This window comes from Pseudoflavonifractor sp. AF19-9AC, assembly GCF_003478995.1.
GTDB lineage: Bacteria > Bacillota > Clostridia > Oscillospirales > Oscillospiraceae > Lawsonibacter.
Genome location: NZ_QUGI01000001.1, coordinates 269772 through 294196, shown reverse-complemented (window position 1 = coordinate 294196; position 24425 = coordinate 269772). Strand labels below are relative to the sequence as shown.

The 24425-nt window shown below is 61.6% G+C and carries 31 protein-coding genes and 1 riboswitch; of the genes, 14 read left to right on the top strand and 17 right to left on the bottom strand.

What is annotated here, in order from left to right:
- Positions 1-29 precede the first annotated feature (29 nt).
- The 14 genes from DWX58_RS01460 to DWX58_RS01395 all read right to left on the bottom strand — a co-directional run bounded on the left by DWX58_RS01460 (position 30) and on the right by DWX58_RS01395 (position 11150).
- Complete coding sequence (locus tag DWX58_RS01460) at positions 30-665, bottom strand: orotate phosphoribosyltransferase (protein WP_118641154.1); 636 nt, start codon at positions 663-665, stop codon at positions 30-32.
- A 212-nt stretch (positions 666-877) separates the two neighbouring features.
- Entirely contained in the window at positions 878-1396 is a 519-nt protein-coding gene (locus DWX58_RS01455) for a DUF4358 domain-containing protein (RefSeq protein WP_118641152.1), read from the bottom strand.
- A gap of 215 nt (positions 1397-1611) precedes the next feature.
- A complete protein-coding gene (locus tag DWX58_RS01450) occupies positions 1612-3267 on the bottom strand; it encodes an ATP-binding protein (protein WP_118641150.1) in 1656 nt (551 codons plus the stop codon).
- 29 nt (positions 3268-3296) lie between these two features.
- Positions 3297-3977, bottom strand: coding sequence for a response regulator transcription factor (locus tag DWX58_RS01445; RefSeq protein WP_118641148.1), 681 nt, complete (start codon positions 3975-3977; stop codon positions 3297-3299).
- 54 nt (positions 3978-4031) lie between these two features.
- On the bottom strand, positions 4032-4676 hold the full coding sequence (phoU, locus tag DWX58_RS01440) for a phosphate signaling complex protein PhoU (protein WP_118641146.1): 645 nt from the start codon (positions 4674-4676) through the stop codon (positions 4032-4034).
- Positions 4677-4678: 2 nt separating this feature from the next.
- On the bottom strand, positions 4679-5437 hold the full coding sequence (gene pstB / locus DWX58_RS01435) for a phosphate ABC transporter ATP-binding protein PstB (protein ID WP_118641144.1): 759 nt from the start codon (positions 5435-5437) through the stop codon (positions 4679-4681).
- A gap of 40 nt (positions 5438-5477) precedes the next feature.
- Positions 5478-6386: a phosphate ABC transporter permease PstA gene (gene pstA / locus DWX58_RS01430; RefSeq protein WP_243093210.1), complete on the bottom strand. Its 909-nt coding sequence runs from the start codon at positions 6384-6386 to the stop codon at positions 5478-5480.
- Between the two features lie 23 nt (positions 6387-6409).
- The gene (gene pstC, locus DWX58_RS01425) at positions 6410-7252 is read right to left on the bottom strand and encodes a phosphate ABC transporter permease subunit PstC (protein WP_118641500.1); all 843 of its coding nucleotides are present in this window, start codon (positions 7250-7252) and stop codon (positions 6410-6412) included.
- A gap of 148 nt (positions 7253-7400) precedes the next feature.
- Entirely contained in the window at positions 7401-8291 is an 891-nt protein-coding gene (locus DWX58_RS01420) for a phosphate ABC transporter substrate-binding protein (protein ID WP_118641140.1), read from the bottom strand.
- A 188-nt stretch (positions 8292-8479) separates the two neighbouring features.
- Positions 8480-8692: a DUF378 domain-containing protein gene (locus DWX58_RS01415; protein WP_118641138.1), complete on the bottom strand. Its 213-nt coding sequence runs from the start codon at positions 8690-8692 to the stop codon at positions 8480-8482.
- Between the two features lie 98 nt (positions 8693-8790).
- On the bottom strand, positions 8791-9468 hold the full coding sequence (locus DWX58_RS01410) for a hypothetical protein (RefSeq protein WP_118641136.1): 678 nt from the start codon (positions 9466-9468) through the stop codon (positions 8791-8793).
- Positions 9443-9958 carry a sigma-70 family RNA polymerase sigma factor gene (locus DWX58_RS01405; RefSeq protein WP_118641134.1) on the bottom strand — a complete coding sequence of 172 codons (516 nt, stop codon included), beginning with the start codon at positions 9956-9958 and terminating at the stop codon, positions 9443-9445. Before DWX58_RS01405 ends, DWX58_RS01410 begins: the two co-directional genes overlap by 26 nt.
- A gap of 157 nt (positions 9959-10115) precedes the next feature.
- On the bottom strand, positions 10116-10514 hold the full coding sequence (gene cdd, locus DWX58_RS01400; protein ID WP_118641132.1) for a cytidine deaminase: 399 nt from the start codon (positions 10512-10514) through the stop codon (positions 10116-10118).
- A gap of 15 nt (positions 10515-10529) precedes the next feature.
- Positions 10530-11150, bottom strand: a complete 621-nt coding sequence (locus tag DWX58_RS01395; protein WP_118641130.1) for a pentapeptide repeat-containing protein — start codon at positions 11148-11150, stop codon at positions 10530-10532.
- A 103-nt stretch (positions 11151-11253) separates the two neighbouring features.
- Positions 11254-11359, top strand: a riboswitch (TPP riboswitch).
- A 77-nt stretch (positions 11360-11436) separates the two neighbouring features.
- Here DWX58_RS01395 and thiM point away from each other — a divergent pair.
- The 4 genes from thiM (at position 11437) to DWX58_RS01375 (ending at position 14442) form a co-directional block, all read left to right on the top strand.
- On the top strand, positions 11437-12258 hold the full coding sequence (gene thiM, locus DWX58_RS01390) for a hydroxyethylthiazole kinase (protein WP_118641128.1): 822 nt from the start codon (positions 11437-11439) through the stop codon (positions 12256-12258).
- Positions 12245-12886 (top strand): thiamine phosphate synthase, encoded by a 642-nt coding sequence (gene thiE, locus DWX58_RS01385; RefSeq protein ID WP_118641126.1) that lies wholly within the window; start codon positions 12245-12247, stop codon positions 12884-12886. Before thiM ends, thiE begins: the two co-directional genes overlap by 14 nt.
- Positions 12887-12976: 90 nt before the next feature.
- Positions 12977-13774 (top strand): bifunctional hydroxymethylpyrimidine kinase/phosphomethylpyrimidine kinase, encoded by a 798-nt coding sequence (thiD, locus tag DWX58_RS01380; protein WP_118641124.1) that lies wholly within the window; start codon positions 12977-12979, stop codon positions 13772-13774.
- Complete coding sequence (locus tag DWX58_RS01375) at positions 13771-14442, top strand: TenA family protein (RefSeq protein WP_118641122.1); 672 nt, start codon at positions 13771-13773, stop codon at positions 14440-14442. Before thiD ends, DWX58_RS01375 begins: the two co-directional genes overlap by 4 nt.
- A gap of 259 nt (positions 14443-14701) precedes the next feature.
- On the opposite strand, the gene DWX58_RS01370 is transcribed toward DWX58_RS01375, so the two are convergent.
- On the bottom strand, positions 14702-14887 hold the full coding sequence (locus DWX58_RS01370) for a hypothetical protein (protein ID WP_118641120.1): 186 nt from the start codon (positions 14885-14887) through the stop codon (positions 14702-14704).
- A 169-nt stretch (positions 14888-15056) separates the two neighbouring features.
- Between DWX58_RS01370 and DWX58_RS01365 the strand changes: the two genes are divergently transcribed.
- The 7 genes from DWX58_RS01365 (at position 15057) to DWX58_RS01335 (ending at position 21345) form a co-directional block, all read left to right on the top strand.
- Entirely contained in the window at positions 15057-16334 is a 1278-nt protein-coding gene (locus tag DWX58_RS01365) for a dihydroorotase (RefSeq protein WP_118641118.1), read from the top strand.
- A 31-nt stretch (positions 16335-16365) separates the two neighbouring features.
- Complete coding sequence (gene pyrF / locus DWX58_RS01360) at positions 16366-17289, top strand: orotidine-5'-phosphate decarboxylase (protein ID WP_118641116.1); 924 nt, start codon at positions 16366-16368, stop codon at positions 17287-17289.
- Between the two features lie 48 nt (positions 17290-17337).
- Positions 17338-17949 carry a hypothetical protein gene (locus tag DWX58_RS01355; protein ID WP_118641114.1) on the top strand — a complete coding sequence of 204 codons (612 nt, stop codon included), beginning with the start codon at positions 17338-17340 and terminating at the stop codon, positions 17947-17949.
- Between the two features lie 46 nt (positions 17950-17995).
- Positions 17996-18775 (top strand): dihydroorotate dehydrogenase electron transfer subunit, encoded by a 780-nt coding sequence (locus tag DWX58_RS01350; RefSeq protein ID WP_199648629.1) that lies wholly within the window; start codon positions 17996-17998, stop codon positions 18773-18775.
- A 100-nt stretch (positions 18776-18875) separates the two neighbouring features.
- On the top strand, positions 18876-19799 hold the full coding sequence (locus DWX58_RS01345; protein ID WP_118641498.1) for a dihydroorotate dehydrogenase: 924 nt from the start codon (positions 18876-18878) through the stop codon (positions 19797-19799).
- A 36-nt stretch (positions 19800-19835) separates the two neighbouring features.
- Positions 19836-20177 (top strand): DUF1622 domain-containing protein, encoded by a 342-nt coding sequence (locus DWX58_RS01340; RefSeq protein ID WP_118641112.1) that lies wholly within the window; start codon positions 19836-19838, stop codon positions 20175-20177.
- A gap of 16 nt (positions 20178-20193) precedes the next feature.
- Entirely contained in the window at positions 20194-21345 is a 1152-nt protein-coding gene (locus tag DWX58_RS01335; RefSeq protein ID WP_118641110.1) for a bifunctional histidine phosphatase family protein/GNAT family N-acetyltransferase, read from the top strand.
- A 7-nt stretch (positions 21346-21352) separates the two neighbouring features.
- Here the strand turns inward: DWX58_RS01335 and DWX58_RS01330 are convergent, their stop codons facing one another.
- Positions 21353-21616, bottom strand: coding sequence for a hypothetical protein (locus tag DWX58_RS01330; RefSeq protein ID WP_118641108.1), 264 nt, complete (start codon positions 21614-21616; stop codon positions 21353-21355).
- Positions 21617-21763: 147 nt separating this feature from the next.
- Here DWX58_RS01330 and DWX58_RS01325 point away from each other — a divergent pair, with 147 nt between their 5' ends.
- Positions 21764-21919, top strand: coding sequence for a helix-turn-helix transcriptional regulator (locus DWX58_RS01325; protein WP_243093208.1), 156 nt, complete (start codon positions 21764-21766; stop codon positions 21917-21919).
- On the opposite strand, the gene DWX58_RS15820 is transcribed toward DWX58_RS01325, so the two are convergent.
- The gene (locus tag DWX58_RS15820; RefSeq protein ID WP_279229845.1) at positions 21880-22002 is read right to left on the bottom strand and encodes a hypothetical protein; all 123 of its coding nucleotides are present in this window, start codon (positions 22000-22002) and stop codon (positions 21880-21882) included. The two genes, DWX58_RS01325 and DWX58_RS15820, sit on opposite strands and share 40 nt — an antisense overlap.
- 86 nt (positions 22003-22088) lie before the next feature.
- Between DWX58_RS15820 and DWX58_RS01320 the strand changes: the two genes are divergently transcribed.
- Together DWX58_RS01320 and DWX58_RS01315 are read left to right on the top strand one after the other, a co-directional pair.
- Complete coding sequence (locus DWX58_RS01320) at positions 22089-22307, top strand: helix-turn-helix transcriptional regulator (protein WP_118641106.1); 219 nt, start codon at positions 22089-22091, stop codon at positions 22305-22307.
- A 48-nt stretch (positions 22308-22355) separates the two neighbouring features.
- Entirely contained in the window at positions 22356-24401 is a 2046-nt protein-coding gene (locus DWX58_RS01315; RefSeq protein WP_118641105.1) for a YgiQ family radical SAM protein, read from the top strand.
- Positions 24402-24425: the final 24 nt, after the last annotated feature.

Genomic DNA, 24425 nt, shown 5'->3' with positions numbered 1-24425 from the left:
GGGGGGGCCCCCCGCTTTTGTGCCGCCGCTTACAGCAGCGAGAATCCATAGCTGTTGGAAAGGGCATCAATCTTCATCCCTGCCGCACACATGGGACACTCTTTGGGGGCATGGGTGACATAGCCGGGAATATCCGCCGGAGAGAACAGAGCATAGACCGGAATGCCCTCCACCTGCTCCGGGACGCGGAAGATGGCGGCAATTCCCTGTACCTTTCCCCCGTAATACTGCACACATTCCACCGCCCTGCGGGCCGTCTTGCCCGAGTTCACCGTGGAAATCAAAATCAGCACCTGCTGATCCTCCACCATGGAGATGAGATTGTCCCGGAAAATCAGCTGGCCGTTGGAATCATATTCCGGGGTAATGACATTGATATTTTTGTCCTGATTGACGGCAAACATTTCTTTTTTCGCCAGGTGGCGGGCCAGAAACGCTCCGATCACCTCGCTGCCGTCCAGGCAGACGATGGTGTCCACCCCTTTTTCATAGGTATAGGCCTGAGCCAAGGTCATGGCCGCCTCCCGGGCCATGGTGTGCTCATGCTTCATGCGGGTAATGTCAATATAGTGGCTGTTGTGGGAGTGACGGGTGGCAAAATGGCCGGAATAAGCGGAAACGATCAGCTTGGGATTGTAGGGATATTGGATTTGTTCCACGTTCATATCTGACCCTCCTTTTTTCAGGACCACTGGGCTGTTTCTGCCGTCGTTTTCCTGTGGTAGTCTTATCATACCATTTTTGGTTGTAAATTACAATAGACGTTCGATATTCTGCCGTTATTTTATATATTTTGCTATCTATTGGCTCAGATAAAAGTTTTGACAAAAAACGGCCGCTTTCGCGGCCGTTTTCCCTCAGAACAGAATATTCCAACTTATTTGCCCAGGATGGAAGAGGAAATGCCCTCAAACACTGCATCCTGACCCTCGCACATAACCATGAGCACGGTACCGTCCTCCAGGGTTTCCAGGTGCGCGTTCTTGGCCACCTCGTACTGGTCCGCCAGATAGGTCTCGAAGTTCTGCTGCTGACGGTCGATATAGCCCTGGAGGGCCTGGGCAACGGTCTCCTCCTTGCCCTCAGCGGGCATGATGGCGGCAATGCCGTAGGCCTTCACGTTCATCATGCTCATGCTGATTGCAAAGGCGGTCATGTCCTCCTGGGTCAGGCCCAGGCTCTCCAGAATCACGCCGCCCAGAGGATCCTCTTCGCTGATCTCGGAGATCACGGGGTTGTACTCCACCATCTCGCCGCCGTTGGCGGTGATGGCGTCAGTGTAGAGCTGGGTCAGCTCCTCGGGGGTCTTATCGGAGGCTTTGGTGCCGCTGGAGCATCCGGCCAGTACGGTCAGGGACAGCGCCAGGGTGAGCGCAAAAGCAAGAATCTTTTTCATGAATGAGGTTCTCCTTTTCAAGTTCAGTTATGTTCCAATACTCAGAGGGCCGTTCTCCCCGTCACTGGGGTGCCCGGTGTATTGGACGGCTCTCTTTCAAAAAGGTTCCCAACTTTTTAAGGTTTCATCCATTTTTCTTTTTCAGCACCCCAGGGTCCCTCTATGAGCAGAAAAAAGCGGACGTCCCCGCTTTGAGACGTCCGCTTGTTTACCCCTTATTCCTCCGGGAAAATCAGGCGCACCGTGGTGCCCTGGCCCGGGGTACTCTCCAGCTCCACCTGAGCGTCGTGGAGGGCGGCTCCATGTTTGACAATGGACAGGCCCAGACCGGTGCCCCCGATCTCCTTGGAGTGGCTCTTGTCCACCCGGTAAAACCGCTCAAACACCCGCTGCTGGTCCTGAATGGGGATGCCGATGCCGGTATCGGTCACCTCCACCACGCCGCCCTTGCCCTTGGGCGAGACGGACACCGCCACGGTGCCGCCGGCATGGTTATACTTTACGGCGTTGTCGCACAGATTGTACACCATTTCCTCCAGCACAGAAGAAATGCCCTGTACGATGAAGGGAGCACCCGCCACGGCCAGAGACACCCCAGCCTGCTTGGTCAGAGGGTCAATGCGGCCAGCCACCTTCTTGGCCAGCTCCAGCATATCCGTGGGCTCCCGCTTCAGGTCATCTTCCCCCTCATCCAGACGGGAGAGGTGGATGATGTCCTCCACCAGGGCAATGAGCCGCTGGCTCTCCTTATAGATGTCGCTTGCAAAGCCAGTCACGTCCTCCGGCTTCACCATGCCGTTTTTCATAATTTCCGCCATGCCGGAGATGGCAGTGAGTGGGGTCTTCAGTTCGTGGGACACGTTGGCGGTAAACTCCCGGCGCATCTTCTCCCCCTGCTCCCGCTCGGTGATGTCCACCAGCACCAGCACGGCGCCCACCACGTCCTTGTCCCGGAACACCGGGTCGGCCAGAATCTGGACGCACCGGCCCGACCGGTCCAGCCGTCCCTGGTTGCGGCAGCCGGCGAGCACCTGCTCCACGCTGTGGCGGAAGGCGTCGGTGCGGTCCAGGGCCAGCACGTTGGCCTCCGGCGCTGGAATGGCCGCGCCCAGCAGGCGCAGGGCCCCGGAGTTATAGGAGAGGATGTGCCCCCTCTGGTCCAGCAGCACAAAGCCTTCGGACATATTTTCCGTCAGGGCGGCAAACTCCTCCTGCCGCTGGCGCAGCAGGTTCATCTGCCCCTTGATGGTGTCGTTCTGCCGGCGAATCCGGGTGAGGAAGGGAGCAAGCTCATCGTAGGTATTGCACTCCTCGGGGTGCTCCAGGTCCAGCTCCAGAATGGGCTTGATCATCCGCTTGGACAGGCGGTTTGCCAGAACGGCCGCCAGAATCAGCGTCACCACCAGAATGATGAGCAGCGGCTGAGCCATGGACAGCAGCAGCACCACAATGGTGTACTGGGCGCTGGCCATACGGATCACCGAGCCGTCGCTGAGCCGACATGCCACATAAAAAGTCTTTTCCGACAGGGTCTCAGAGTAGCGCACGGCACTGCCCTGGCTGCCCCACATGGCCTCCTGAATCTCCACCCGGTCGCCGTGATTTTCCATGGTAGCCGGGTCGGCCTGGTTGTCATAGAGCACCGTTCCGTCGGTGTCCACCCAGGTGACGCGGTTGGAGAGGTTCAGATTCTCCAGGTAGTCCATTCCCATGGACTCCACGCCCCGGGCCACCAGCACGGCCTCCGACTGCAGTTCCTGGGTCAGCTGGGTACCAAAGTACTGGTACAGCACACCCATAAACAAAGCCACGGACAGCAGGAACACCGAGAGCCCCACCACCATGGAATTGCGAAAAATTTTGGCTGTCATAGTTGGCTCCTTGTCATAGTACGGCGGGGTCAGGCCCCTTCTCCGTTGATTTTATAACCGATGCCCCGCACCGTCTCAATGCAGTTGCCCGAATCCCCCAGTTTCTGCCGCAAGGTCCGGATATGGACGTCCACCGTCCGGCTGGCCCCGTCAAACTCATAGCCCCAGATGGTATTGAGCAGCTGGTCCCGGGTGAACACCGTCCCCTTCCGCTCCAGCAACAGGCAGAGAAGTTGGAACTCCTTCAGGGTGAGGGTGACCTCCCGCTGGCCGTCCCGGACGATATGCCGGCTGGGGTCCACGTAGAGCTCGCCCACCCGGTAGGTGGTCTTCTCCTCCCCGTCCTGCCCGGCGTGGCGCAGGGCGGTGCGGATGCGGGCCATGAGCTCCATCATTCCAAAGGGCTTTGCAATGTAGTCGTCCGCCCCCTGGTCCAGGCCCAGCACCTTGTCATACTCCGTGCCCTTGGCCGTGAGCATAATGACCGGCAGCTTCCGGGTGTTGGGATCGGCCCGCAGGCGTTTGAGAATCTGAAGGCCGTCCTCCTCGGGCAGCATGATATCCAGCAGCAAAAGCTCCGGCTTCCGCTCCTCCAGTGCGCTCCAGAATCGGGAGGGGCGCTCGAAGCCCTCCGCCTCCATGCCCTGGCTGTTCAGGGTATAAACCACCAGCTTACGAATACTGGTGTCGTCCTCCAGAATGTAAATCATCCGCCTCTCGGCCTCCTCTATGTCCCGCGGGCGGCACAGTCGCCCCGCCCGTACTTATTCCACGCTCTTATGGGCACCGGTCAGGGAGTACTCCACCCACTCGGCAATGTTCACCGCGTGGTCGCCGATGCGCTCAAAGTACTTGGCCACCATGAGCAAGTCCAGGCATACCGACCCGTTTTCTCCCGCGGCAATGAGGGCAATGAGTTCCTCACGCACCTGGAGAAACAGCTGGTCCACCTGGTCGTCCTCCCGCAGCACATCGTGAGCCAGCGCCAGATCTCCCCGGACAAAGGCGTCCACACTGTCGGTCACCATGCGGATGGCTGCGCGGGCCATCTCTGCCATGGGTACCGTCCGGCTCAGGCGGCTCTCCTCCATGTCCCGGGCAATCTCTGCAATGTCGCTGGCCTGGTCGCCGATGCGCTCCATGTCGGAGATCATACGAAGGGCCGCAGACACCGCCCGCAGGTCACCGGCCACCGGCTGCTGCCGCAGCAGCAGCTTCATGCACTGAGTCTCGATATCCCGCTCCTTGTGGTCGATCTCCTGCTCCAGCACCCGGGCACGCTCGCCCAACTGCAAATCCCGCTCCAAAAGCGCCTTGGTGGCTGCCGAAATGGCCTCCTCACACAAGGCGCCCATCTTGATGAGCTCTACGTTCAGCTGTTCCAGCTGCTCGTTGAAGGAATTTCTCATAATCAGCCAAACCTCCCGGTGATGTAGTCCTCGGTCCGCTTGTCCTGGGGCATGGAGAAGATCTGCTCGGTGTCGCCGAACTCCACCAGCTCACCCAGCAGGAAGAAGGCGGTATTGTCCGAAATACGGGCGGCCTGCTGCATGTTATGGGTCACCATGATGATAGTATAATCGCTTTTCAGCTCCGAGGCAAGGTCCTCAATTTTGGAGGTGGAGATGGGGTCCAGAGCGGAGGTAGCCTCGTCCATGAGCAGCACATCCGGCTTCACAGCCAGGGCGCGGGCGATGCACAGACGCTGCTGCTGGCCGCCGGACAGGCCCAGAGCCGACTTCTTCAGCCGATCCTTCACTTCGTTCCAGATGGCCGCCCCCCGCAGGGACTCCTCCACGATCTCATCCAGCTTCACCTTGTTGCGGATGCCGTGGGTACGGGGGCCGTAGGCCACGTTGTCGTAGATGGACATGGGGAAGGGATTGGGCTTCTGGAACACCATGCCGATGCGCTTGCGCAGGTCGGTGACGTCCTGCTCCGGGGCATAGATCTCCTGGCCGCGGTAGGTGAGCGAGCCGGTGATCTTGACCCCGGGAATGAGGTCGTTCATCCGGTTGATGGTGCGCAGGAAGGTGGACTTGCCGCAGCCGGAGGGCCCGATCAAAGCGGTAATCTTGCGCTCGGGAATGTCAATCATCACGTTTTTCAGGGCGTGGTTTTCCCCGTAGTACAGGTTCAGGTCCCGGGCGGAGAGAATAATGTCTTCCATGTCTGATGATGGCTCCTTTATTTCAATAAGACTCGGCCGTTTACTTCTGTCTGAGCTTCTTGCCCACCACTTTGGCCGCAAGGTTGATAAGGAAGGTCAGCGCCAGCAGCACCACAGCCACCGTAAAGGCCGGGTCCATCATGGCCCGCTCCTTGGCGAAGACGTACAGCTGCACGGTCAGGGTGGCGCCCGAGCTGTGGGCGAACTTGTCCAGGCTGGCAAAGAAATTGTTCAGGGTGCTGTCCATGCCGCCCACGTACAGCAGCACGGCCGACTCACCCACGATACGGCCCACGGCCAGAATGCAGCCGGTGACGATACCGTCGATGGAGCCGGGCAGCACAATGGTGCGGATCATATGCCACTTGCCGCTGCCCAGGCCCAGAGCGCCTTCCCGGTAGCCCTGGGGCACCGTCTTCAGGGACTCCTGGGTGGTACGGATGATGGTGGGCAGGTTCATCATGGCCAGGGTCAGGGAAGCGGCCAGCAGGGAGTAGCCCAGGCCCAGGGTATTGCTGAAGGCCAGGTAGCCCACCAGGGCGTACAGAATGGAGGGGATGCCCGACAGGGTCTCGGTGGCAAACTCAATGGCGTTGACCAGCCGGTGGTTGGTGGCGTACTCCGTCAGATAGACGGCGGCTCCCACGCCCAGAGGCAGGGCAATCACCAGGGTGACCACCACCACATAAAGGGTGTTCTGGATGGCGGGCAGAATGCCCATGGTCCCCTTCAGCAGGGACTCCTGGGTGGTCAGGAACTCCCAGGACAGGCCCGGCAGGCCCCGGTAGAGGATGTATCCGATGAGAAACAGCAGCAGCGCGCAGGTCAGACCCGCACACAGCCAAACCAGAGCCCGCAGGCCCCGGTCATAGGCCTTACGGCCTGCGGAAAGTCCGGTCCCCCAGCTCTTTTCCCGGGGCGCTTCCATCGTTACGGCAGTTTGTGACATAATATCTGCTCCTTCCATCCCGCTCACTCCTTCTCCCGCTTGAGAATCACGTTGAGCCCCACATTGATCATCATAATGAAGATGAACAGCACAAGGCCGATGGAGAACAGAGCCATTTTATGCAGGCTGCCGTCGGCCGCGTAAGACATCTCGCTGGCCACAGCGGTGGTAAGAAATTTAACGCTCTTGAACAGTCCGGGCATGTTGGGGGCGTTGCCGGCCACCATCATGATGGCCATGGCCTCGCCGATGGCGCGGCCCACGCCCAGCACCACGGCGGCGGCAATGCCGCTCTTGGCCGCGGGGGCAGTGACCCGGAAATAGGTCTCGATCTCAGTGGCGCCCAGAGCCAGGCTGGCCTCCTCATACTCCCGGGGGACCGCCCGCAGGGCTGTCTCCGACACGGAGATAATGGAGGGAAGGATCATCACCGCCAGCACCAGGATGGCGGCCAGAAGGGTATCGCCCGCCCGCAGGTTGAAGGCCTCCCGGATGGCGGGCAGCAGCACCGCCATACCCACCATGCCGTAGACCACGGAGGGGATACCCGCCAGCAGGTCCACGGCGGGACGGATGGCCGAGGCCACCTTGGGGGGCGCCACCTTGGCCAGGAACACCGCCGTCAGGAAGCCGATGGGCACGCCGATGATAATGGCGCCTGCGGTGCCGTAAATGGAGGTGAGGATAAAGGGCAAAATTCCGTACTGGGGATTGGTCTTATTGTCCGAGTCCCAGGTGGTTCCAAACAGGAAGTCCACCAAGCCCACCTCCCGAATGGCCGGGAGGCCGGAGATGACCAGATATACGGTGATAACCAACACGAAGGCTACGGCCACGAAGCCGCAAAGGAAAAACAGCCCGTGCATTCCGGCCTCCAGAGGATTGATTTTTTGGGTGCGCTTCACTGTGAAACCGCCTTTCCTAACATTGAATCCACATTGCGTTTGTCTGTTTACAGGCCAAAACACGCGACCAATGGACGCGTGTTTTGGTCTTGGTTCTCAGCTGTCTGAGTTACTGAACGGGGGGCACCGCACCGGCCTGGGCGATCAGGTCAGCCACATCGGCGCTCATGGCGAACTCCAGGAAGGCCTGGGCAACCTCGCTGAGCTCGGTGCCGTCCTTGGTGATCATGATGAAGGGGCGCTGGATGGCGTAGCTGCCGTCCTGCACGGTGGCCTCGGTGCACTCCACACCGCCCACCTTCACGGCCTTGACAGTGTCGCCCACAGCGGACAGGGAGGCATAGCCGATGGCAGCGGGGTTGGAAGCTACGTTGCCGATGACGTCACCGGTGGAAGAATACTCGTTGAGGTACTTGGCAGCATCCTCAATGCCCAGAATCTCCTCGAAGGCGCCGCGGGTGCCGGAACCGGCCTCACGGCCGTAGACGGCAATCTCCATGTCCTCGCCGCCAACTTCCTTCCAGTTGGTGATTTCACCCTTGAAAATCTGGGCAATCTGCTCCACGGTCAGGCTCTCCACACCGTTCTCGGGGTTGACCACAACGGCCACACCGTCCAGAGCCACAACGTGGGCCACAGCGCCCTGCTCCTCTTCCTCGGGCTTCAGCTCACGGGAAGCCAGGCCCAGGTCGGCAGTGCCATCGATGGCGGAGGTCACACCGGCGCCGGAACCGGAACCGTTGTACTTGACCTCAACGTCGGGGTTCAGCTCGTGGAAAGCCTCACCCAGAATCTTCATCACGCTCTCCATGGAGGTGGAACCGTTGGTGTTCACCACACCGCTGAGGGTGGTCTCGGTGTTGCCGGAGGAGGAGGCGGCGTTGTTGCTGCCGGCGCTGCTCTGGTCGGAGGTGGTGTCACCGGTATTGCTGCTGCCGCAGCCGGCCAGCAGGGAGAGAGCCATCACAATGGACAGGCCCAGACAAGTCAGTTTCTTCATTTTAAGTACTCCTTTTTGTTCGTTTTGTTCCTTCTGGATTACGGTGCTCAGTATAAAAAGGGAATGTAAAATGCAAAACAACCGCCCTGTTAAGTCTTTGTAAAATCGAACAGAATGTAAAAAAATCAAACAGGAGTCCAAAGCATCCGCTTCAGACTCCTGTTTTGTTATGCTGGGGTTTGCTCTTGTCAGCCACGCTCCCCCGCCGCGCCCTTGTTGCGAAACAGCAGGGAGATGCACCATACAGCAGACAGGCCAACCAGCGTGTAAATCACGCGGCTGACCATGCTGCCCGACCCGCCGCCGGCAAAGGCCACCAGGTCAAACTGAAACAGACCAATGCTGCCCCAGTTCAGGCCGCCTATGATCAGCAGGGTCAGGGCAATTTTGTCCATAACCACGTCAGATTACCTCCTCGGATTGAAATCCAAGGCTAGTTTTCTCCCTCCGGCGTCAAAGTATGCAGACAGGGATTTTTTCTTTTTCAATCGGCTGCGGCTTAATCGGACACGGTTTTGTCCAGGGCGACACATCCGGAGGAATCGGTAACCGTAATAGCGGCGGAGATGTTTTCTTCTCCCTCTCCCACATTTACTTCCCAGTCCTCAGGCATTCCCTCAATGGACCCGCCGACGCCCAGGCTGTCCTCGCCGCTTTTTCCGCTGTAAGAGAGCACTTCCTCTCCATCCTCGAACATGGACACCTCCATGGTCCAGTCCTCGGCGCCGCTGCCCTTCACCGTCACAGTGAGCTTGGTCCCCTCCTGGGTGGCCTTCTCATACACATAGCTTCCGTCCTGAGCCAGCGCGTCGGTGATGTCCGTCTCCTCCTCGTCAACCACCAGCACCGCCCGGCCATCCCGGTTCTCCACCTGAATCTTGGGCAGGGACAGCACGGTCATCTGCTCGCCATCGGTGGTGGTCATCTCCTGGCGGAACTCGTCCACCCGCACCACAGTGGCAATCTGAACAAACATATTCTGCACTGCCTGGGGGTTGGCGGCGCTGACGCCCACAGCCATCATGGCCACAGCCGCGGCAGCTACCAGAGCGGTACGCACCGGTCTGCGGTGCTTCTTAGGGGAATTGGTCTTTGTCATGGTCAAAATCTCCTCAATTTTTTCTTCCGGAGCCCGAAGCTCCCGGCACACTTCATGGTACAATCTGCGGTCGAACATACCCAGGTTCCTCCTTTTCTTCCTCTTCCCTCAGCTCCCGGCGCAGCCGTTTCCGGGCCCGGAGCAGCCAGGTCTGCACCGTGGATGGATTGGCACCCAAGGCTGCCGCCACCTCCGCCACGGTACATCCCTCGTAGTAATAGAGATATACGGTCAGACGGTACTTTGTCTCCAGCCCCATGACCGCCCGGAGCAGCTCTGTTTTTTCCCGGTCCTCCGGCGCGGGACCGTCCCGCCACTCTTCCAGCGGGACTGAGGTCCGCCGCCAGAAGGAGCGCAGCACCTTCCGGCTCTCGTTCACCGCCACCCGCAAGATCCAGTGCTTCAGGTGCTCCTCGCTTTCAAAGTCCCGGCCGCTCTCCAGCAGCCGCAGCATCACCGTCTGCATCACATCCTCCGCATCTGCGGGGTTCTTCAGGGCATGGAGGGCCACACGGTACACCGTGTCTCCATAGGTGCGCACCGCATGGCCAAATGCCTCCTCCGTCAAGACCACCCACCTCCTTTCGGGTTTTCTCTTGAAAGGCCTTTCATTAAGAATATCCATGAGAGGGGTAAAAAATCTCACCCGGTTCATTTTCTTTTTTCCGCAAAAAACCGGCCGCCCGGAGGCGGCCGGTTTTAATGGTACGCGTTTGGATGGACCGTTACCCCTGCAAGGACGCCGGACCGAAGCCGTAGGGCAGCAGCTCACGGAGGGGAACACACTGAAACTGGCCATCCCCCCTGGCAGCCAGCACCCGCAGGTTGGGTGCAAATTCGTAGAGCATCTGCCGGCAAGCTCCGCAGGGCCAGCAATAGTCCTCCCCCTGTCCAGCGATGGCAATGGTCTGCCAGTCCTCCCGGTGCCCCTCGCTGATGGCCTTCAGGAGGGCGGTGCGCTCGGCGCAGATGGTGGAGCCGTAGGCGGCATTCTCCACGTTGCAGCCGGTAAACACCGTCCCGTCGGCGCACAGCAGGGCCGCCCCCACCGGAAAGCGGGAGTAGGGCACATAGGAAAATTTGTGCATGGCAAAGGCCCGCTCCACCAGCTCACGATCGGTCATGGAAATTCCTCCTTTTTATTCCAGCACGTTGATCCCCAGAATCCGGGCCACCACCGGGGCCTGATGGGGCGCGATGGTCGCCCCCTTCAGCTCGGCACAGCTCTGGGAGAGCACAATCTGATCCAGGGTACATTGGGACAGGTCCAGACCGCCCAGCTGGGCCCGAAAGAGCTCCGCCCCGGTGAGATCCACCTTATCAAGCTCTGCACGGTGAAACTGGGCCTCGGACAGCACCGCCTCCCGCAGGTCACAGCCCTCCAGGCGGCTGCGCTCCCAGCGGCTCTGGGCAAAATTGGCGTATCGGAACCGTCCCTCCCGCCAGACGCTCCCCTTCACCCGGCTGCCCCGGAAGTCGCAGCCCTCTCCTTTGCAGCCCTCCAGCCGGGTATCCAGCCAGAAGCTCTTGGCAAAGGAGCACCCTTCAAAGGAGCAGTTCTCCAGCCGGCAGCGGTACAGGCTGAGCTTGGTACAGTCGCAGTTTACCAGCCGGCAGCCGGTGAGGGTGACCTCCCGCAGCTCCAGCTCCCACAGGTCCGCTCCCTCCAGCAAAACTCCCTGGAACCTGCCGCCTGTAATCTCGCCCTCGTCCTCTCTGGCCCAGGCAATCTGCCCCGCCAGGTCCCGCTCCTGCTCCATCCCTGTGCCCCCTCTGTCTTACTGCCTCTAGCATACCCTATGGGGAAAAAACTTGCAATCTCCTTTTGCGGGGATTATAATACTGCCAGTCCGTGCCAAAGCGCGGAGACAACAAGGGAGCTCGCAGACGGGCTGAGAGGAAGCTGAGCGCTTCGACCTGTGACCTGATTTGGATAATGCCAACGCAGGGAGATAGCCGCATGATGGTATCGCCGCCGGGGGTCGTCCGAAATCAGGACGGGCTCCGGCGGTTTCATTTTATCATTTCTCATAAGGAGGCAGGCTCATGCTGGGTTCCTGTCTGGAGGCGGTGCGTCAGCGCGCGCCCCTCATTCACTGCATCACAAATTACGTCACCGCCAACGACGTAGCCAATCTGCTGCTGGCCTGCGGCGCCCGGCCCATTATGGCCGATGACCCGGAGGAGGTCGCGGAAATCACCGCCGGCTGCCAGGGGCTGACCCTCAATCTGGGCACCCTGAGCCGGCGGACCATCCCCTCCATGCACGCCGCCGGGGCGGAGGCCGCCCGGCTGGGCCATCCGGTGGTGCTGGACCCGGTGGGGGTGGGCGGCAGCAGCCTGCGCCGGGAGACCGCAAAAAGCCTTCTCCAGAGCGTTCCCTTTGCCGCCGTGCGGGGCAACAGCTCGGAGATCAAGGCCCTGCTGGAGCAGGCTCCCGCCTTCAGCGGGGTGGACGTTTCCCCCGCTGACCGGGTGGACGGAGACCATCTGGCCCAGGGAGTGGCCTTTGCAAAGGAGGCCGCCCGGCGTCTCAACACCATCGTGGCCATCACCGGTGAAATTGACCTGGTATCCGACGGAAAGCGCTGCTTCGTCCTCCGGGGAGGACGGCCGGAAATGGGCAAGATTACCGGCACCGGCTGTCAGCTGTCCGCCCTGGTGTGTGCCTACCTTTCTGCCAACCCGGAGCGCCCCCTGGAGGCGGTGGCCGCCGCGGTGGCCGCCATGGACGCCGCCGGAGAGCTGGCCTGGACCCGGATGGAGCCCTGGGACGGCAACTTTGCCTACCGGGGAAAAATTCTGGACACCATTTGCCATTTAGATGGAGACACTCTGGATCGGAGGAGCGACTATGAAATTCAATGAACAGCAGCTTCGGCTGTACGCCGTCACCGACAGCAGCCGCCTGCCCGGCGTGAGCCTGGCCCAGCAGGTGGAGGGCGTCCTGAAGGGCGGGGCCACCATGGTACAACTGCGGGAGAAGCACCTGAGCCGGGAGCAGTTCCGGGCGGAGGCCCTGGAAATCAAGGCCATCTGCCAACGTTACGGCGTTCCTTTCCTCATTAACGACGACGTGGACCTGGCCCTGGAGGTGGACGCCGACGGCGTCCATGTGGGCCAGGAAGACATGGAGGCCGGACGGGCCCGGCAGCGGCTGGGGCCGGACAAGATCATCGGGGTCTCCTCCCACAACGTGGCCGAGGCCCTGCGGGCTCAGGCGGCAGGCGCAGACTACCTGGGGGCCGGGGCGGTATTCCCCACCGGAACCAAGGGAAATGTGACCGCTCTGGCCCACGAGACCTTACGGGACATCTGCCAAAGCGTGGACATCCCGGTGGTGGCCATCGGCGGCATCGGGCCGGACAACCTCCCCACTCTAGCGGGGAGCGGCATCCGGGGCGTGGCGGTGGTCTCCGCCCTCTTCGCCCAGCCCGACCCGGAGGGGGCCGCCCGGCGGCTGCGGGCCCTGGCGGAGGAGCTGGTCTCCCCCTGAACCTTTGTGAACCCCCGCGGCAGATTGGGGGCACCACCTTCTGTCGCGTTACAAAACTTCAATGCGTTTACTGAGAAAGGAGTACATACCATGAAAACAGCATTGACGATCGCTGGAAGTGACTCCAGCGGAGGCGCCGGCATCCAGGCAGACATCAAGACCATGACCGCAAACGGCGTCTACGCCATGAGCGCCATCACGGCCCTCACTGCCCAGAACACCACCGGCGTCTACGGCATTCTGGAATCCACCCCCGAGTTTCTAGCCAACCAGCTGGACTGCATCTTTACCGACATCCGGCCGGACGCGGTCAAGACGGGGATGGTCTCCTCCTCCGCCCTCATCGAGGTCATTGCGGACAAGCTCAAAGAGTACAAGGCAGTAAACATCGTGGTGGACCCGGTAATGGTGGCCACCAGCGGGTCCCGCCTCATCTCCCAGGAGGCGGTAGACACTCTGAAGGAGCGGCTGCTCCCTCTGGCCACCCTCCTTACCCCCAACATCCCCGAGGCCCAGGTGCTGTCCGGACTGGACATCGCCTCCCCCGCCGATATGGAACGGGCCGCCAGGGCCATCGGCGAGCGCTACGGCTGCGCCGTTCTGTGCAAGGGCGGGCACAGCCTCAACGACGCCAACGACCTTCTGTGGCACGACGGAACCGTCCGCTGGTTCCGGGGCAAGCACATTGACAACCCCAACACCCATGGCACCGGCTGCACCCTGTCCTCCGCCATCGCCTCCAACCTGGCCAAGGGCTACAGCCTGGAGGAATCAGTGGAACGGGCCAAGGCCTACCTCTCCGGTGCTCTGGGCTCCATGCTGAACCTGGGTGCGGGCAGCGGTCCCCTGGACCACCTCTTTGATTTGAAAGGGGACTTTGTGTCATGAGCACCTTTCTGGACACCTGCATTGAGGACAGCCTGCCCATCTGGCAGGACTGTCTGGAGACTGAATTTCTCCGCCGCCTGTCCGACGGCACCCTGCCGGAGGATTGCTTCAAGGGCTACATTGTGGACGACAGCCTCTACCTGCGGGAGTACGCCAAGGTCTTCGCCTGGGGTATGCTCCACTCCACGGATATGGAGGAAATCCGGGCCTACCACTCCCTGCTCTCCTTTCTGAAGGAGAGTGAGGACGCCACCCGGCTGGTGTATCTGGCCCGCTGGGGGCTGACCGACCAGGCTATCCAGCCTCTGCCCCTGCGCCCGGAAAACCGGGCCTATGTGGACTACATGATTTCCGCCGCCCGTGACGGCCAAGGCGCTCCCGAGTGCATGATGGCCTGTCTGCCCTGCATGCTCAGCTACGGCTGGATTTTCCAGAAAATTGCCCAAGACGCCCCTCAGGTGCAGGATTCTCTTTTCTGGCCCCTGGTGCGGGACTACGCGGATCCCTCCTACAAGGAGGTATGCGACCACTGGGTGGACTTTGCCAACCAGGTCTGCGCGGGGCTCACCCCGGAGCGGGCCGCCCGATGCCGGGAAATCTTCCGGCAGAGCTCCCTCCACGAGCTGCGCTTCTGGGAGATGAGCGCCCAGCCCCGGAACGACGTATAATTACAAAAAGTAAAATTTTTGCAGGTTCAAACGCCCTCGGCAGAGTTTCGCCGCCGCTGGCGGCGAAATAAATTGAAATCCGTTTTTTTCGGCGACATGTGCGTCGAAAAAAACACTTCTCAGCCCGCAAACGTGCGAGCGAAGCGAGTGCGCTGCAGCGGGCTGCATCTTCTCAAAAAACGCTTGCGTTTTTTGAAGCGTGCCGAGCTCTCTCGGCGCGCTGAAAAAAGCCGGACGGAAATCCCGTCCGGCTTTTTTGTTACAGGTCCATGGCCTCGGTGAGGCTCTCCACCGCCTCGTTTACCCGCTTGGCCGCCTGGTGGGCCGCCCGCTTGATCTGCCGGTGAGAGGGCGCCATGGTCATACCAATGGCCGCGCCGGCCACCATGCCGGCGGCCATGCCCATGATAAATTTTCCGCCGCCGGAGCAGCAAGTTCCGTTCATCCGCATTTCACTCCTTCCGCGCGAAAGGCATCCATATCTCATTCCTCCGCGCTCCATTATTCTTCCCCGAATGGCGGAAAAATCCGTTGCTAAATCCTGTGTATTCCGCTATAATTTATAGTTGGATATTCGTGTCAACCTTCGTTGAATAATTTGGAAGGAATTGCATATGAAATTACTCATTCAACACGGACGAGTCGTCCATCCCGTCACTGGAGAAGTGGTCCTGCAGGACCTGCTGGCGGAGGATGGCAAAATTTCTCTGCTGGAGCGGGGTCTTCCCCCCGAGGCAGACCAGATCATTGACGCCACCGGCCTGGTGGTGTGTCCCGGCCTGGTGGATATGCACGTCCACCTGCGGGATCCCGGACTGACCTACAAGGAGGACATCCTCACCGGCTGCGCCGCCGCGGCCCGGGGCGGCGTCACCGCCCTGGCCTGCATGGCCAACACCGACCCCACCGTGGACTGCCCGGAGCAGGTGGCCTATGTGCTGGGCCGTGCCAAGGAGGCCTGCGGCGTGCAGGTCTACCCCATCGCCGCCCTGTCCATGGGACTTCGCGGGGAAGAGCTCACCGACGCGGAGGCACTGAAAAAGGCTGGCGCGGTGGCCCTGTCCGATGACGGCAGCAATGTGGACAACGCCAACCTTATGCGGGACGCCATGATTCGGGCCCGGCGGCAGGAGCTGCCCATTTTGTGCCACTGTGAGGACACCTCTATGGTGGAGGGCCGGGCGGTGAACGAGGGCAGCGTGTCCCGCCAGCTGTGGCTGGAGGGCCGGCCCGCCATTGCCGAGGAGATCATGGTCATGCGGGACGCCATGCTGGCCGAGGAGACCGGCGCCCACGTCCACATCTGCCATGTGTCCACCGCCAAGAGCGTGGACATCATCCGGCGGATGAAGAAGCGGGGCGCTCCCATCACCTGCGAGACCTGCCCCCAGTACTTCACCCTCACCGAGGACGAAGTGCTCACCAAGGGCTCCCTGGCCCGGGTCAATCCCCCTCTGCGCACCGCCAAGGATGTGAAGGGGATTCTAGCCGGCCTGAAGGACGGCACCATTGACGTCATCGCCACTGACCACGCCCCCCACTCCGCCGAGGAGAAGGCCCGCTCCCTCACCCGCGCCCCCAGCGGCATGATCGGCCTGGAGACCTCTCTGGCCATCACCCTCACCGCCCTCTATCACACCAAGAAGATGGAGCTGCCCGACATCATCCAGCGGATGACCACCAACCCCGCCGACATTCTCCATTTGCCCAAGGGTCGCATGTCCCTGGGCGTGGACGCCGACCTCACCGTCTTCGACCCCGATGAGGAGTGGGTCATTGACCCGGAGCAGTTTGCCTCCAAGGCCCGGAACACCCCCTTTGCCGGTGCAAAGGTCAAGGGCCGGGTGAAATACACCATTGTAGGCGGCCGGATCATTTACCAGGACGCCTGATTCACAACAACAAAGAGAGAGGAAGAGTTTCATGTCTTTTGATGTACTGCAGGATAAAATCCGCGCCATGAAGAACCCCACGGTGGCCGGGCTGGACGCCCGCATCGAGTATGTCCCCGAGCACATCCGCAAGGCCGCCTTTGAGGAGTACGGCGTGGGGCTGAAGGGGGCCTGCGAGGCCATTTACCAGTTCAACGTGGGCCTCATTGACGCCCTGTGCGACATCGTTCCCGCCGTCAAGCCCCAGAGCGCCTACTACGAGAATCTGGGCTGGCAGGGCATGGAGATGCTGGAGCGCACCATCCGCTACGCCAAGGAGAAGGGCCTCTTCGTCATCGCCGACATCAAGCGGGGCGACATTGGCTCCACCGCCTCTGCCTACGCTGAGGGCTGGCTGTCCGGGGCCAAGATCGAGGGCGAGACCTTCAAGTCCTTCGACGTGGACTGCGTCACCCTTAACGGCTATATGGGCTCCGACTCCATCAACCCCTTCCTGGAGGCCGCCAAGGGCGAGGACAAGTGCGTGTTCGTTCTGGTGAAGACCTCCAACCCCGGCTCCGGCGAGCTTCAGGACATCGTGGCCGGGGACCGGCTGGTGTACCAGGTGATGGGCGACCTCAACGAGCGCATTGCCAAGGGCACCGAGGGCAAGTATGGTTACACCATGGCTGGTGCGGTCACCGGGGCCACCTATCCCTCCGACATCCGTGCCCTGCGCAAGCGTCTGGAGCACACCTTCTTCCTGGTGCCCGGCTACGGCGCCCAGGGCGGCACCGCCGAGGACGTGCAGTACGCCTTTGACAAGTACGGCCACGGCGCCATCGTCAACTCCTCCCGGGGCATCATGTGCGCCTGGAAGAAGACCGGCGGAGACGGCCACGACTTTAAAGAAGCTGCCCGGAACGCCGCCATTGCCATGCGGGACGACATCAAGCAGTTTGTGACGGTGGTGTAAAATCACCCCGTTTCCCCCTGGAAATCACCTTTGACAGGAGGAGTTTGGATGGCAAACACCTGCATTTTCTGTGGAACAAAGCTCCCCCGCTTCGGGCAGGAGAAACTGCTGTGCGGCAATGTGTTTCAGAGTGTCTGCGGCCAGTGCCGCAAGGCTCTGTGGGACCTGTCTCAGGAGGAGCGGGGGCAGCGGGCCCTGGACACCGGCCGGGCGGCGGACCCGGAGCAGATTGAGGCCTTTCTGAGGGAGAGCCGGGAGGCAGCCCAACGAGAGCGGGAGGCGGTGCTGACGGACAAGGTCTGTCTCCGCTGCGGCAAGCCCATGCTCCGGTACGGCCGCAAGCTCATCCAGCTGGGGTCGGAGGGGCTCTTCGGCCCGGTGACCCGGGACGGAATCTTTTCCGACTGGCTGGAGGTGGATATTCTCCGATGCGAGGGCTGCGGCAAGGCGGAATTTTTCATTCCCGGCCCATCCGAACCTCCTCAGCCTCAAAAGGAGGAGGAGCAGGTCACCTGCCCGGTCTGCGGCGCCAGGCACAGCCCTCTCATCGGCTGCCCCAGCTGCGCGGTGCGCCTGGCCCAGAGTGGACAGCGCCTCAGGTCCTCCGGCGAGGACACCCCACAGCGGGAAACTCCGCGCAAGCCCCCCTGGGAAAAATAAATTTCCGCCCGGCTAGGCGGATTCTGCATTAAGGTTGTGATGAAGCTTGAAGGTAGAGCGTAAGTGTAAAATCGTATCCAAGGAGTGGCTGAACCACGACGCGGTGTATATGGTGCTGGAGGTGGGCGACATGGTGCGCACCTCCTGCAAGGGACCGGGTCAGTTCGTCCACGTGAAGTGCGGGGACGGTCTGCTGCTGCGCCGCCCCATCTCGGTGTGCTCCTGCATGGAGGACGAGCCGGAGGACACCCTGGCCATCGTCTTTGAGGTGCGGGGCGAGGGCACCGATTGGCTGGCTAACCGCCCTGTGGGCCACAGCGTGGACGTGCTGGGCATGCTGGGCAACGGCTTTGACGTAAAGCCGGAGGGCCGCTACCTGCTGGTGGGCGGCGGCATCGGCATCCCCCCCATGCGTGGCTGCGCCCAGTACACCCAGGGCCGCTCCACCGCCATTCTGGGCGGCCGGTCCGCGGACAAGGTCATTTTGCAGAACTGCTTTAACGATGAGTGCGCCAAAGTGCTCATCGCCACCGATGACGGCTCCCTGGGCTACCACGGCTTTGTGGACGCTCTGGTCCGCCAGGAGCTGAGCGAGGACAAGAATTATGACGGCGTGCTGGCCTGCGGCCCCAAGCCCATGCTCCGGAACGTGGCCAAGGTGGCTGAGGAATTCGGCATTCCCTGCCAGGTCTCCATGGAGGAGCGGATGGGCTGCGGCGTGGGCGCCTGCCTGGTGTGCGCCTGCGACATGGCCGATGGCTCCCGGAAGCACGTGTGTAAGGACGGCCCGGTCTTTGATTCCAGGGAGGTGAACTGGGATGCCTGAGAAAAAGTTTGTTTATCTGCCTGAGGCAGTGGACCATGGTGAAAATTCGTCCCCGGAAAAGTCCGATCCCTCCATCCGCCCCGCGGCCCCGGAAGTACAGCTGCCTGAGGTAGACATGTCCGTCACCCTGGCAGGCATGACCATGAAAAACCCCATCTGCGTGGCCTCCGGCACCTATGGCTTTGGCCGGGAGTACGGTCAGTTCTATGACCTGGGGGAGATCGGCGGCATCTGCGCCAAGGGCCTTACCCTCCACCGCCGGGAAGGAAATCCCGGTCCGCGTATTGCGGAGACGCCCATGGGCATCCTAAACTCCGTGGGTCTTCAGAACCCCGGCGTGGACGCCTTTATCGCGGAGGAACTCCCCTTCCTTCGTCAGTATGACGTGAAGGTCATTGCCAACATCTCGGGCAACACCCCCGAGGAGTACGGCATTATGTGCGAAAAGCTCGCTGAGGCCGGAGTGGACATGATCGAGGTCAACATCTCCTGCCCCAATGTGAAGGCGGGCGGTCTGGCCTATGGCACCCGGCCCGAGCTGGCCGCTGAGGTGACGGAGATGGCCAAGCGACATGCGGGCAAGGTGCCTGTGATGGTAAAGCTCTCCCCCAACGTCACCGACATCACCGAAATTGCCCGGGCGGTGGAGGGGGCAGGCGCCGACGCCCTTTCCCTCATCAACACCATCCGCGGCATGCGCATTGACGTAAACACCCGCCGTCCGGTACTGAAGATGAACACCGGCGGCCTGTCCGGCCCGGCGGTGCTCCCGGTGGCCGTGCGGATGGTTTGGGAGGTCGCCCAGTGCGTGAAGGTGCCCATTTTGGGCATGGGCGGCGTGAGCAAGGGCTCCGACGCGGCCCAGCTGATGCTGGCGGGCGCCACCGCCGTGGCGGTGGGCACCGCTATGTTCGCCGACCCCTACGCCCCCCTCACCGTGCGGGACGGTCTGCGGGACATCGCCGCAAAGCAGGGCCTTGTCAAGGTGAGCCAGCTCACCGGCGGGGTGCAGCCCTGGGCGTAAGAGGACCCCTGGATTTTTTAAAAGGAGGCCTGGGCCGTGCTGGAAGAACTGGTCGAGCTGATTCTGCCCCCCATTATCTCCCTGTGTGAGCTGATGGGCATTATCGTGGTGGTGATCTCCGCCCTGCGGGCCTTCTGGGGCTACTGCAAGGGGCTGGTCACCCACGTGCCCAGGGATGTGAAGTTTGATTTGGCCAACGGCCTGGCCACCAGCCTGGAATTTAAAATGGCCGCGGAGATTTTAAAAACCGTCCTGGTGCAGGAGCTCAATGAGCTGCTGGTGCTGGGGGCGGTGATTCTCCTGCGGGCGCTGCTGTCCCTGCTCATCCACATCGAGATGCGGGGCGAGCCCCGGACCGGGCCAAACTCTGAACAGTAAGAAGGAATTTTTCTCTATGACCACCATTTATCTCGTTCGCCACGCGGAGGCGGAGGGCAACGTGTACCGCCGGATCCACGGCTGGTACGACGCCCTGATCACCGACAACGGCTTTCGCCAGATTGCGGCGCTGGAGCGGCGGTTTCAGGACGTCCATGTGGACGCGGTCTACTCCAGCGACCTGTACCGCACCATGACCACCGCCCGTGCGGTGTACCGGCCCAAGGGGCTGGAGCTGCACACCGATCCCCGCCTGCGTGAAATCCATATGGGCGTGTGGGAGGACGTGCCCTGGGGCGGCGCTTACCACTTCCACCGGGAGGACATGCGCCGTTTCAACCACAGTGACCCCACCTGGCAGGTGGAGGGAAGCGACACCTTCGCCGCCGTGGGGCAGCGGATGTGTGAGGCTCTTCATGACATTGCCCAGGCCCACCCGGACCAGACCGTGGCCGTGTTCAGCCACGGCACCGCCATCCGCCAGGCTCTGGCTGATATCAAGGGGCTCACCCCCGAGGAGTGGCGGAGCCAAGCCCACGGGGACAACACCAGCGTCAGCTGTCTGGCCTATGAAAACGGCCGGTTCCACGTCATCTATGAGATTGACAACTCCCATCTGGGGGATGAGCTGTCCACCCTGGGCAAGCAGGCCTGGTGGCGCAAGGAGGCTAAGCAGCGGGACGTAAACCTGTGGTACCGTCCTCTGGACTGGAAGACCGAGGAGAGCGTCTATCTGGAGGCCCGGCGGGAGGCCTGGACCTCCACTCACGGCTCTGACGTGTCCTTTGACGGGGAGAGCTTCCTACGGGACGCCCGGCTCCATCTGGAGCAGTCCCCCTGGGGAGTCACCGCGGCCATGGCCGACGACGAAATTGCCGGTCTTATCCAGCTGGATGCCAAGCGGTACAGCGAGGACAACGCGGGCTACATACCCTTCTTCTATCTGATGCCCGAGCGGCGGGCCAAGGGGCTGGGCGTTCAGCTCATCGGCCAGGCTGTCTCCTACTTCCGCCCCCTGGGTCGGGACAAGCTGCGTCTGCGCTGCGCCCCCTACAACACCACCGCCAAGCGCTTTTATGAAAAGTATGGCTTCGTAAAGGTGGGCGAGGAGCAGGGCAGCCGGGTGCCCCTGGACATTATGGAGAAGTACATCGGCTACGACCGGTAAGCGCTCCTTACAGCATCAGCTCCCGGATGAATTCCCGGCGCAGGCCCAGGCCCAGGGCGAAGTAAGTACGCAGCTCACAGGAACAGCAGGCCAGCCAGGCACTCTCCCAGGCATCGTAGGTGGGAAAGTCCACCTGAGCCCGGATGGTCTCCGTCGCTTTCTCCAGCTCCTGCCGGGCCTTGTTGTAGTCGGGCAGGGTCTTGAGGAGTTCCCAGGCGGCCTGGGCTGTTTCGGTCTCCTGCCGGAGGATGTTTTTTAACAGGTCCTGCATGTGTATCATCCTTTCCGTTTAACGTTCTGGCTTTGTTACGGCAGTAGATGAAAATGATTTTCACGTTGAGTCTTGGAGGTCAGAATGGCAACGTTCTCACAACGGATGAAGCAGCTGCGTAAAGAAAAAAAGTTAACACAACAGCAGTTGGCCGATCAGTTCTCAGTGAAGCTGCGCACCTGCCAGGGCTATGAATACGGCGAGTCCTATCCCGAAGTGGCCAAGCTGGTGGCCATCGCCGACTTCTTCGACGTCAGCCTGGACTATCTGATGGGCCGTTCCGAAATACGGGAACGGCGGTAGTCGGGCAGAGTCTTGAGCAGCTCCCAGGCGGCCTGGGCCGTCTCGGTCTCCTGCCGGAGGATATTTTTTAACAGGTCCTGCATCAAATCACCTCATTTATTTTAATCACTTTGAGTGATTATATGATATACTCACTCAAAGTGATTGTCAAGGTTCCGGAGGCAAAGTTATGGCACAGTTTTGTGAACGCATCAAAGAGCTGCGAAAGGAACGCGGTTTAAAACAGCGCGAGATGGCGGCTGAGTTTGGACTGGCACTGAATTCCTATCAGGCTTACGAGTATGCCACACGGTACCCGGATTTCAAGGGTTTGATCGCCATCGCCGACTTCTTCGACGTCAGTCTGGACTATCTGGTGGGGCGTTCCGAGGTGAGGGAGCGGCGGTAACCGCTCCCTTTGCCATCCCCCAACCACACCAAAGAAAAGAGGCACACCATGAGCTTTGACCGCGATTTGTTCCTCCCCGTCTCCCGGGCCGACATGGACCGCCGGGGCTGGGACTTCTATGACTTCCTCCTCATCACCGGAGACGCCTATGTAGACCACCCCTCCTTCGGCCCCACAATCATCGGCCGGGTGCTGGAGGCGGAGGGCTACCGGGTGGCCATCCTGTCCCAGCCCGACTGGCACAGCGCCGACGCCTTCGCGTCCCTGGGCCGCCCCCGGCTGGGGGTGCTCATCTCGGCGGGCAACATCGACTCCATGGTGGCCCACTACACCGCCGCCCGAAAGCGCCGCCACGATGACGCCTACTCCCCCGGACGGAAGGCCGGTCTGCGCCCCGACCACGCCACCATCGTTTACTCCAACCGGGTACGGGAGGCCTTCGGGGACATTCCCATTATTATCGGCGGGCTGGAGGCCAGTCTGCGCCGCTTCGCCCACTACGACTACTGGGAGGACAAGGTACGCCGCTCCATCCTCTTTGACGCCCAGGCGGACATTCTCACCTACGGCATGGGCGAAAAGGCCTCGGTGGAGATTGCCGCCCGCCTGGCCAGCGGCACCCCGGTGAGCGAAATCACCGATGTGCGGGGCACCTGCGTGGCGGTCAAGTTCCCCGGCGTATGTGCCTACCCCAAGGTGGAGGTCCCCTCCTTCGAGGAGGTATCTTCCAGCAAGGAGGCCTACGCCCGGGCCAACATGGTGGAGTATCTGGAGCACGACGCGGTGGTGGGCAAGGCCATCCTCCAGAAGCACGGCCGGGAGTTCCTGCTGGTCAATCCCCCTGCCTCCCCCCTGACCACTGAGGAGATGGACCGGGTGGCCGAGCTCCCCTACGTGCGGGAACCCCATCCCATGTACGACGAGATGGGGGGCGTGCCCGCCATCGAGGAGGTGCGCTTCTCCGTCACCCACAACCGGGGTTGCTTCGGGGCCTGCAACTTCTGCTCCCTGGCCTTCCACCAGGGGCGGACCATCTCCTGCCGCAGCCACGAGAGCGTCATTCGTGAGGTCACCGCCCTCACCCACCACCCCGGTTTCAAGGGCTATATCCACGACGTGGGCGGCCCCGCCGCCACCTTCCGCCGCCCCTCCTGCCAGAAGCAGCTGAAGTACGGCATGTGCAAAAACCGGGCCTGTCTGGCCCCCGAGCCCTGCCCCAACCTGGACGCCGACCACACCGATTACATGATGCTGCTGCGGAAGCTGCGGGCCATCCCCGGGGTGAAAAAGGTGTTTATCCGGTCGGGCATCCGCTTTGACTATCTGATGAAGGACCCCAGCGGCGAGTTCTTCACCGACCTCGTTCAGTATCACATCTCCGGACAGCTGAAGGTGGCCCCGGAGCACTGCGTCAATCACACGCTGGACTACATGGGCAAGCCCCACATCGAGGTCTATGAGAAGTTCCGGGAGAAGTACTTCAAGCTCAACCGCCGCTACGGCAAGGACCAGTATCTGGTGCCCTACCTCATCTCCTCCCACCCGGGCTGCACGTTGGAGGACGCGGTGCAGCTGGCTGAGTGGCTCAACAAACAGGGCCACATGCCCGAGCAGGTCCAGGACTTCTACCCCACTCCGGGCACCTTGGCCACCTGCATGTGGTACACCGGCATCGACCCCCGCACTATGAAGCCCGTCTTTGTGCCCAAGACGCCCCACGACAAGGCCCTCCAGCGGGCCCTGATGCAGTGGCGGAAGCCCCAGAACCGGAAGCTGGTGCTGGAGGCCCTCCACAAGACGGGCCGGGAGGACCTGATCGGCTACGGCAAGCGCTGTCTCATCCGTCCCGACAAGGGGCAGGCCGCCCAGGGGCGGCCCGAGGGCGAGTTCCGGGGCGGCAGCAAAAAGCCCTCCGCCCCTCCCGCCCGCAAGGGAGGAAAGCCCTCCGGAGACGGGCGCAAGGAGCGCTTTGACGGGCGGCACACCGCCGAGCGAAACAGCTCCCCCGCCAAGTCCCAGCGGAAGGCGGGCTGGGCCAAGGCAAAGCCCAAGCCCAACGCCAAGCCCCGTGGAAAGTCCCGGGGCTCCAAATGACGAAATGACAAAAGAGGTCCGCGG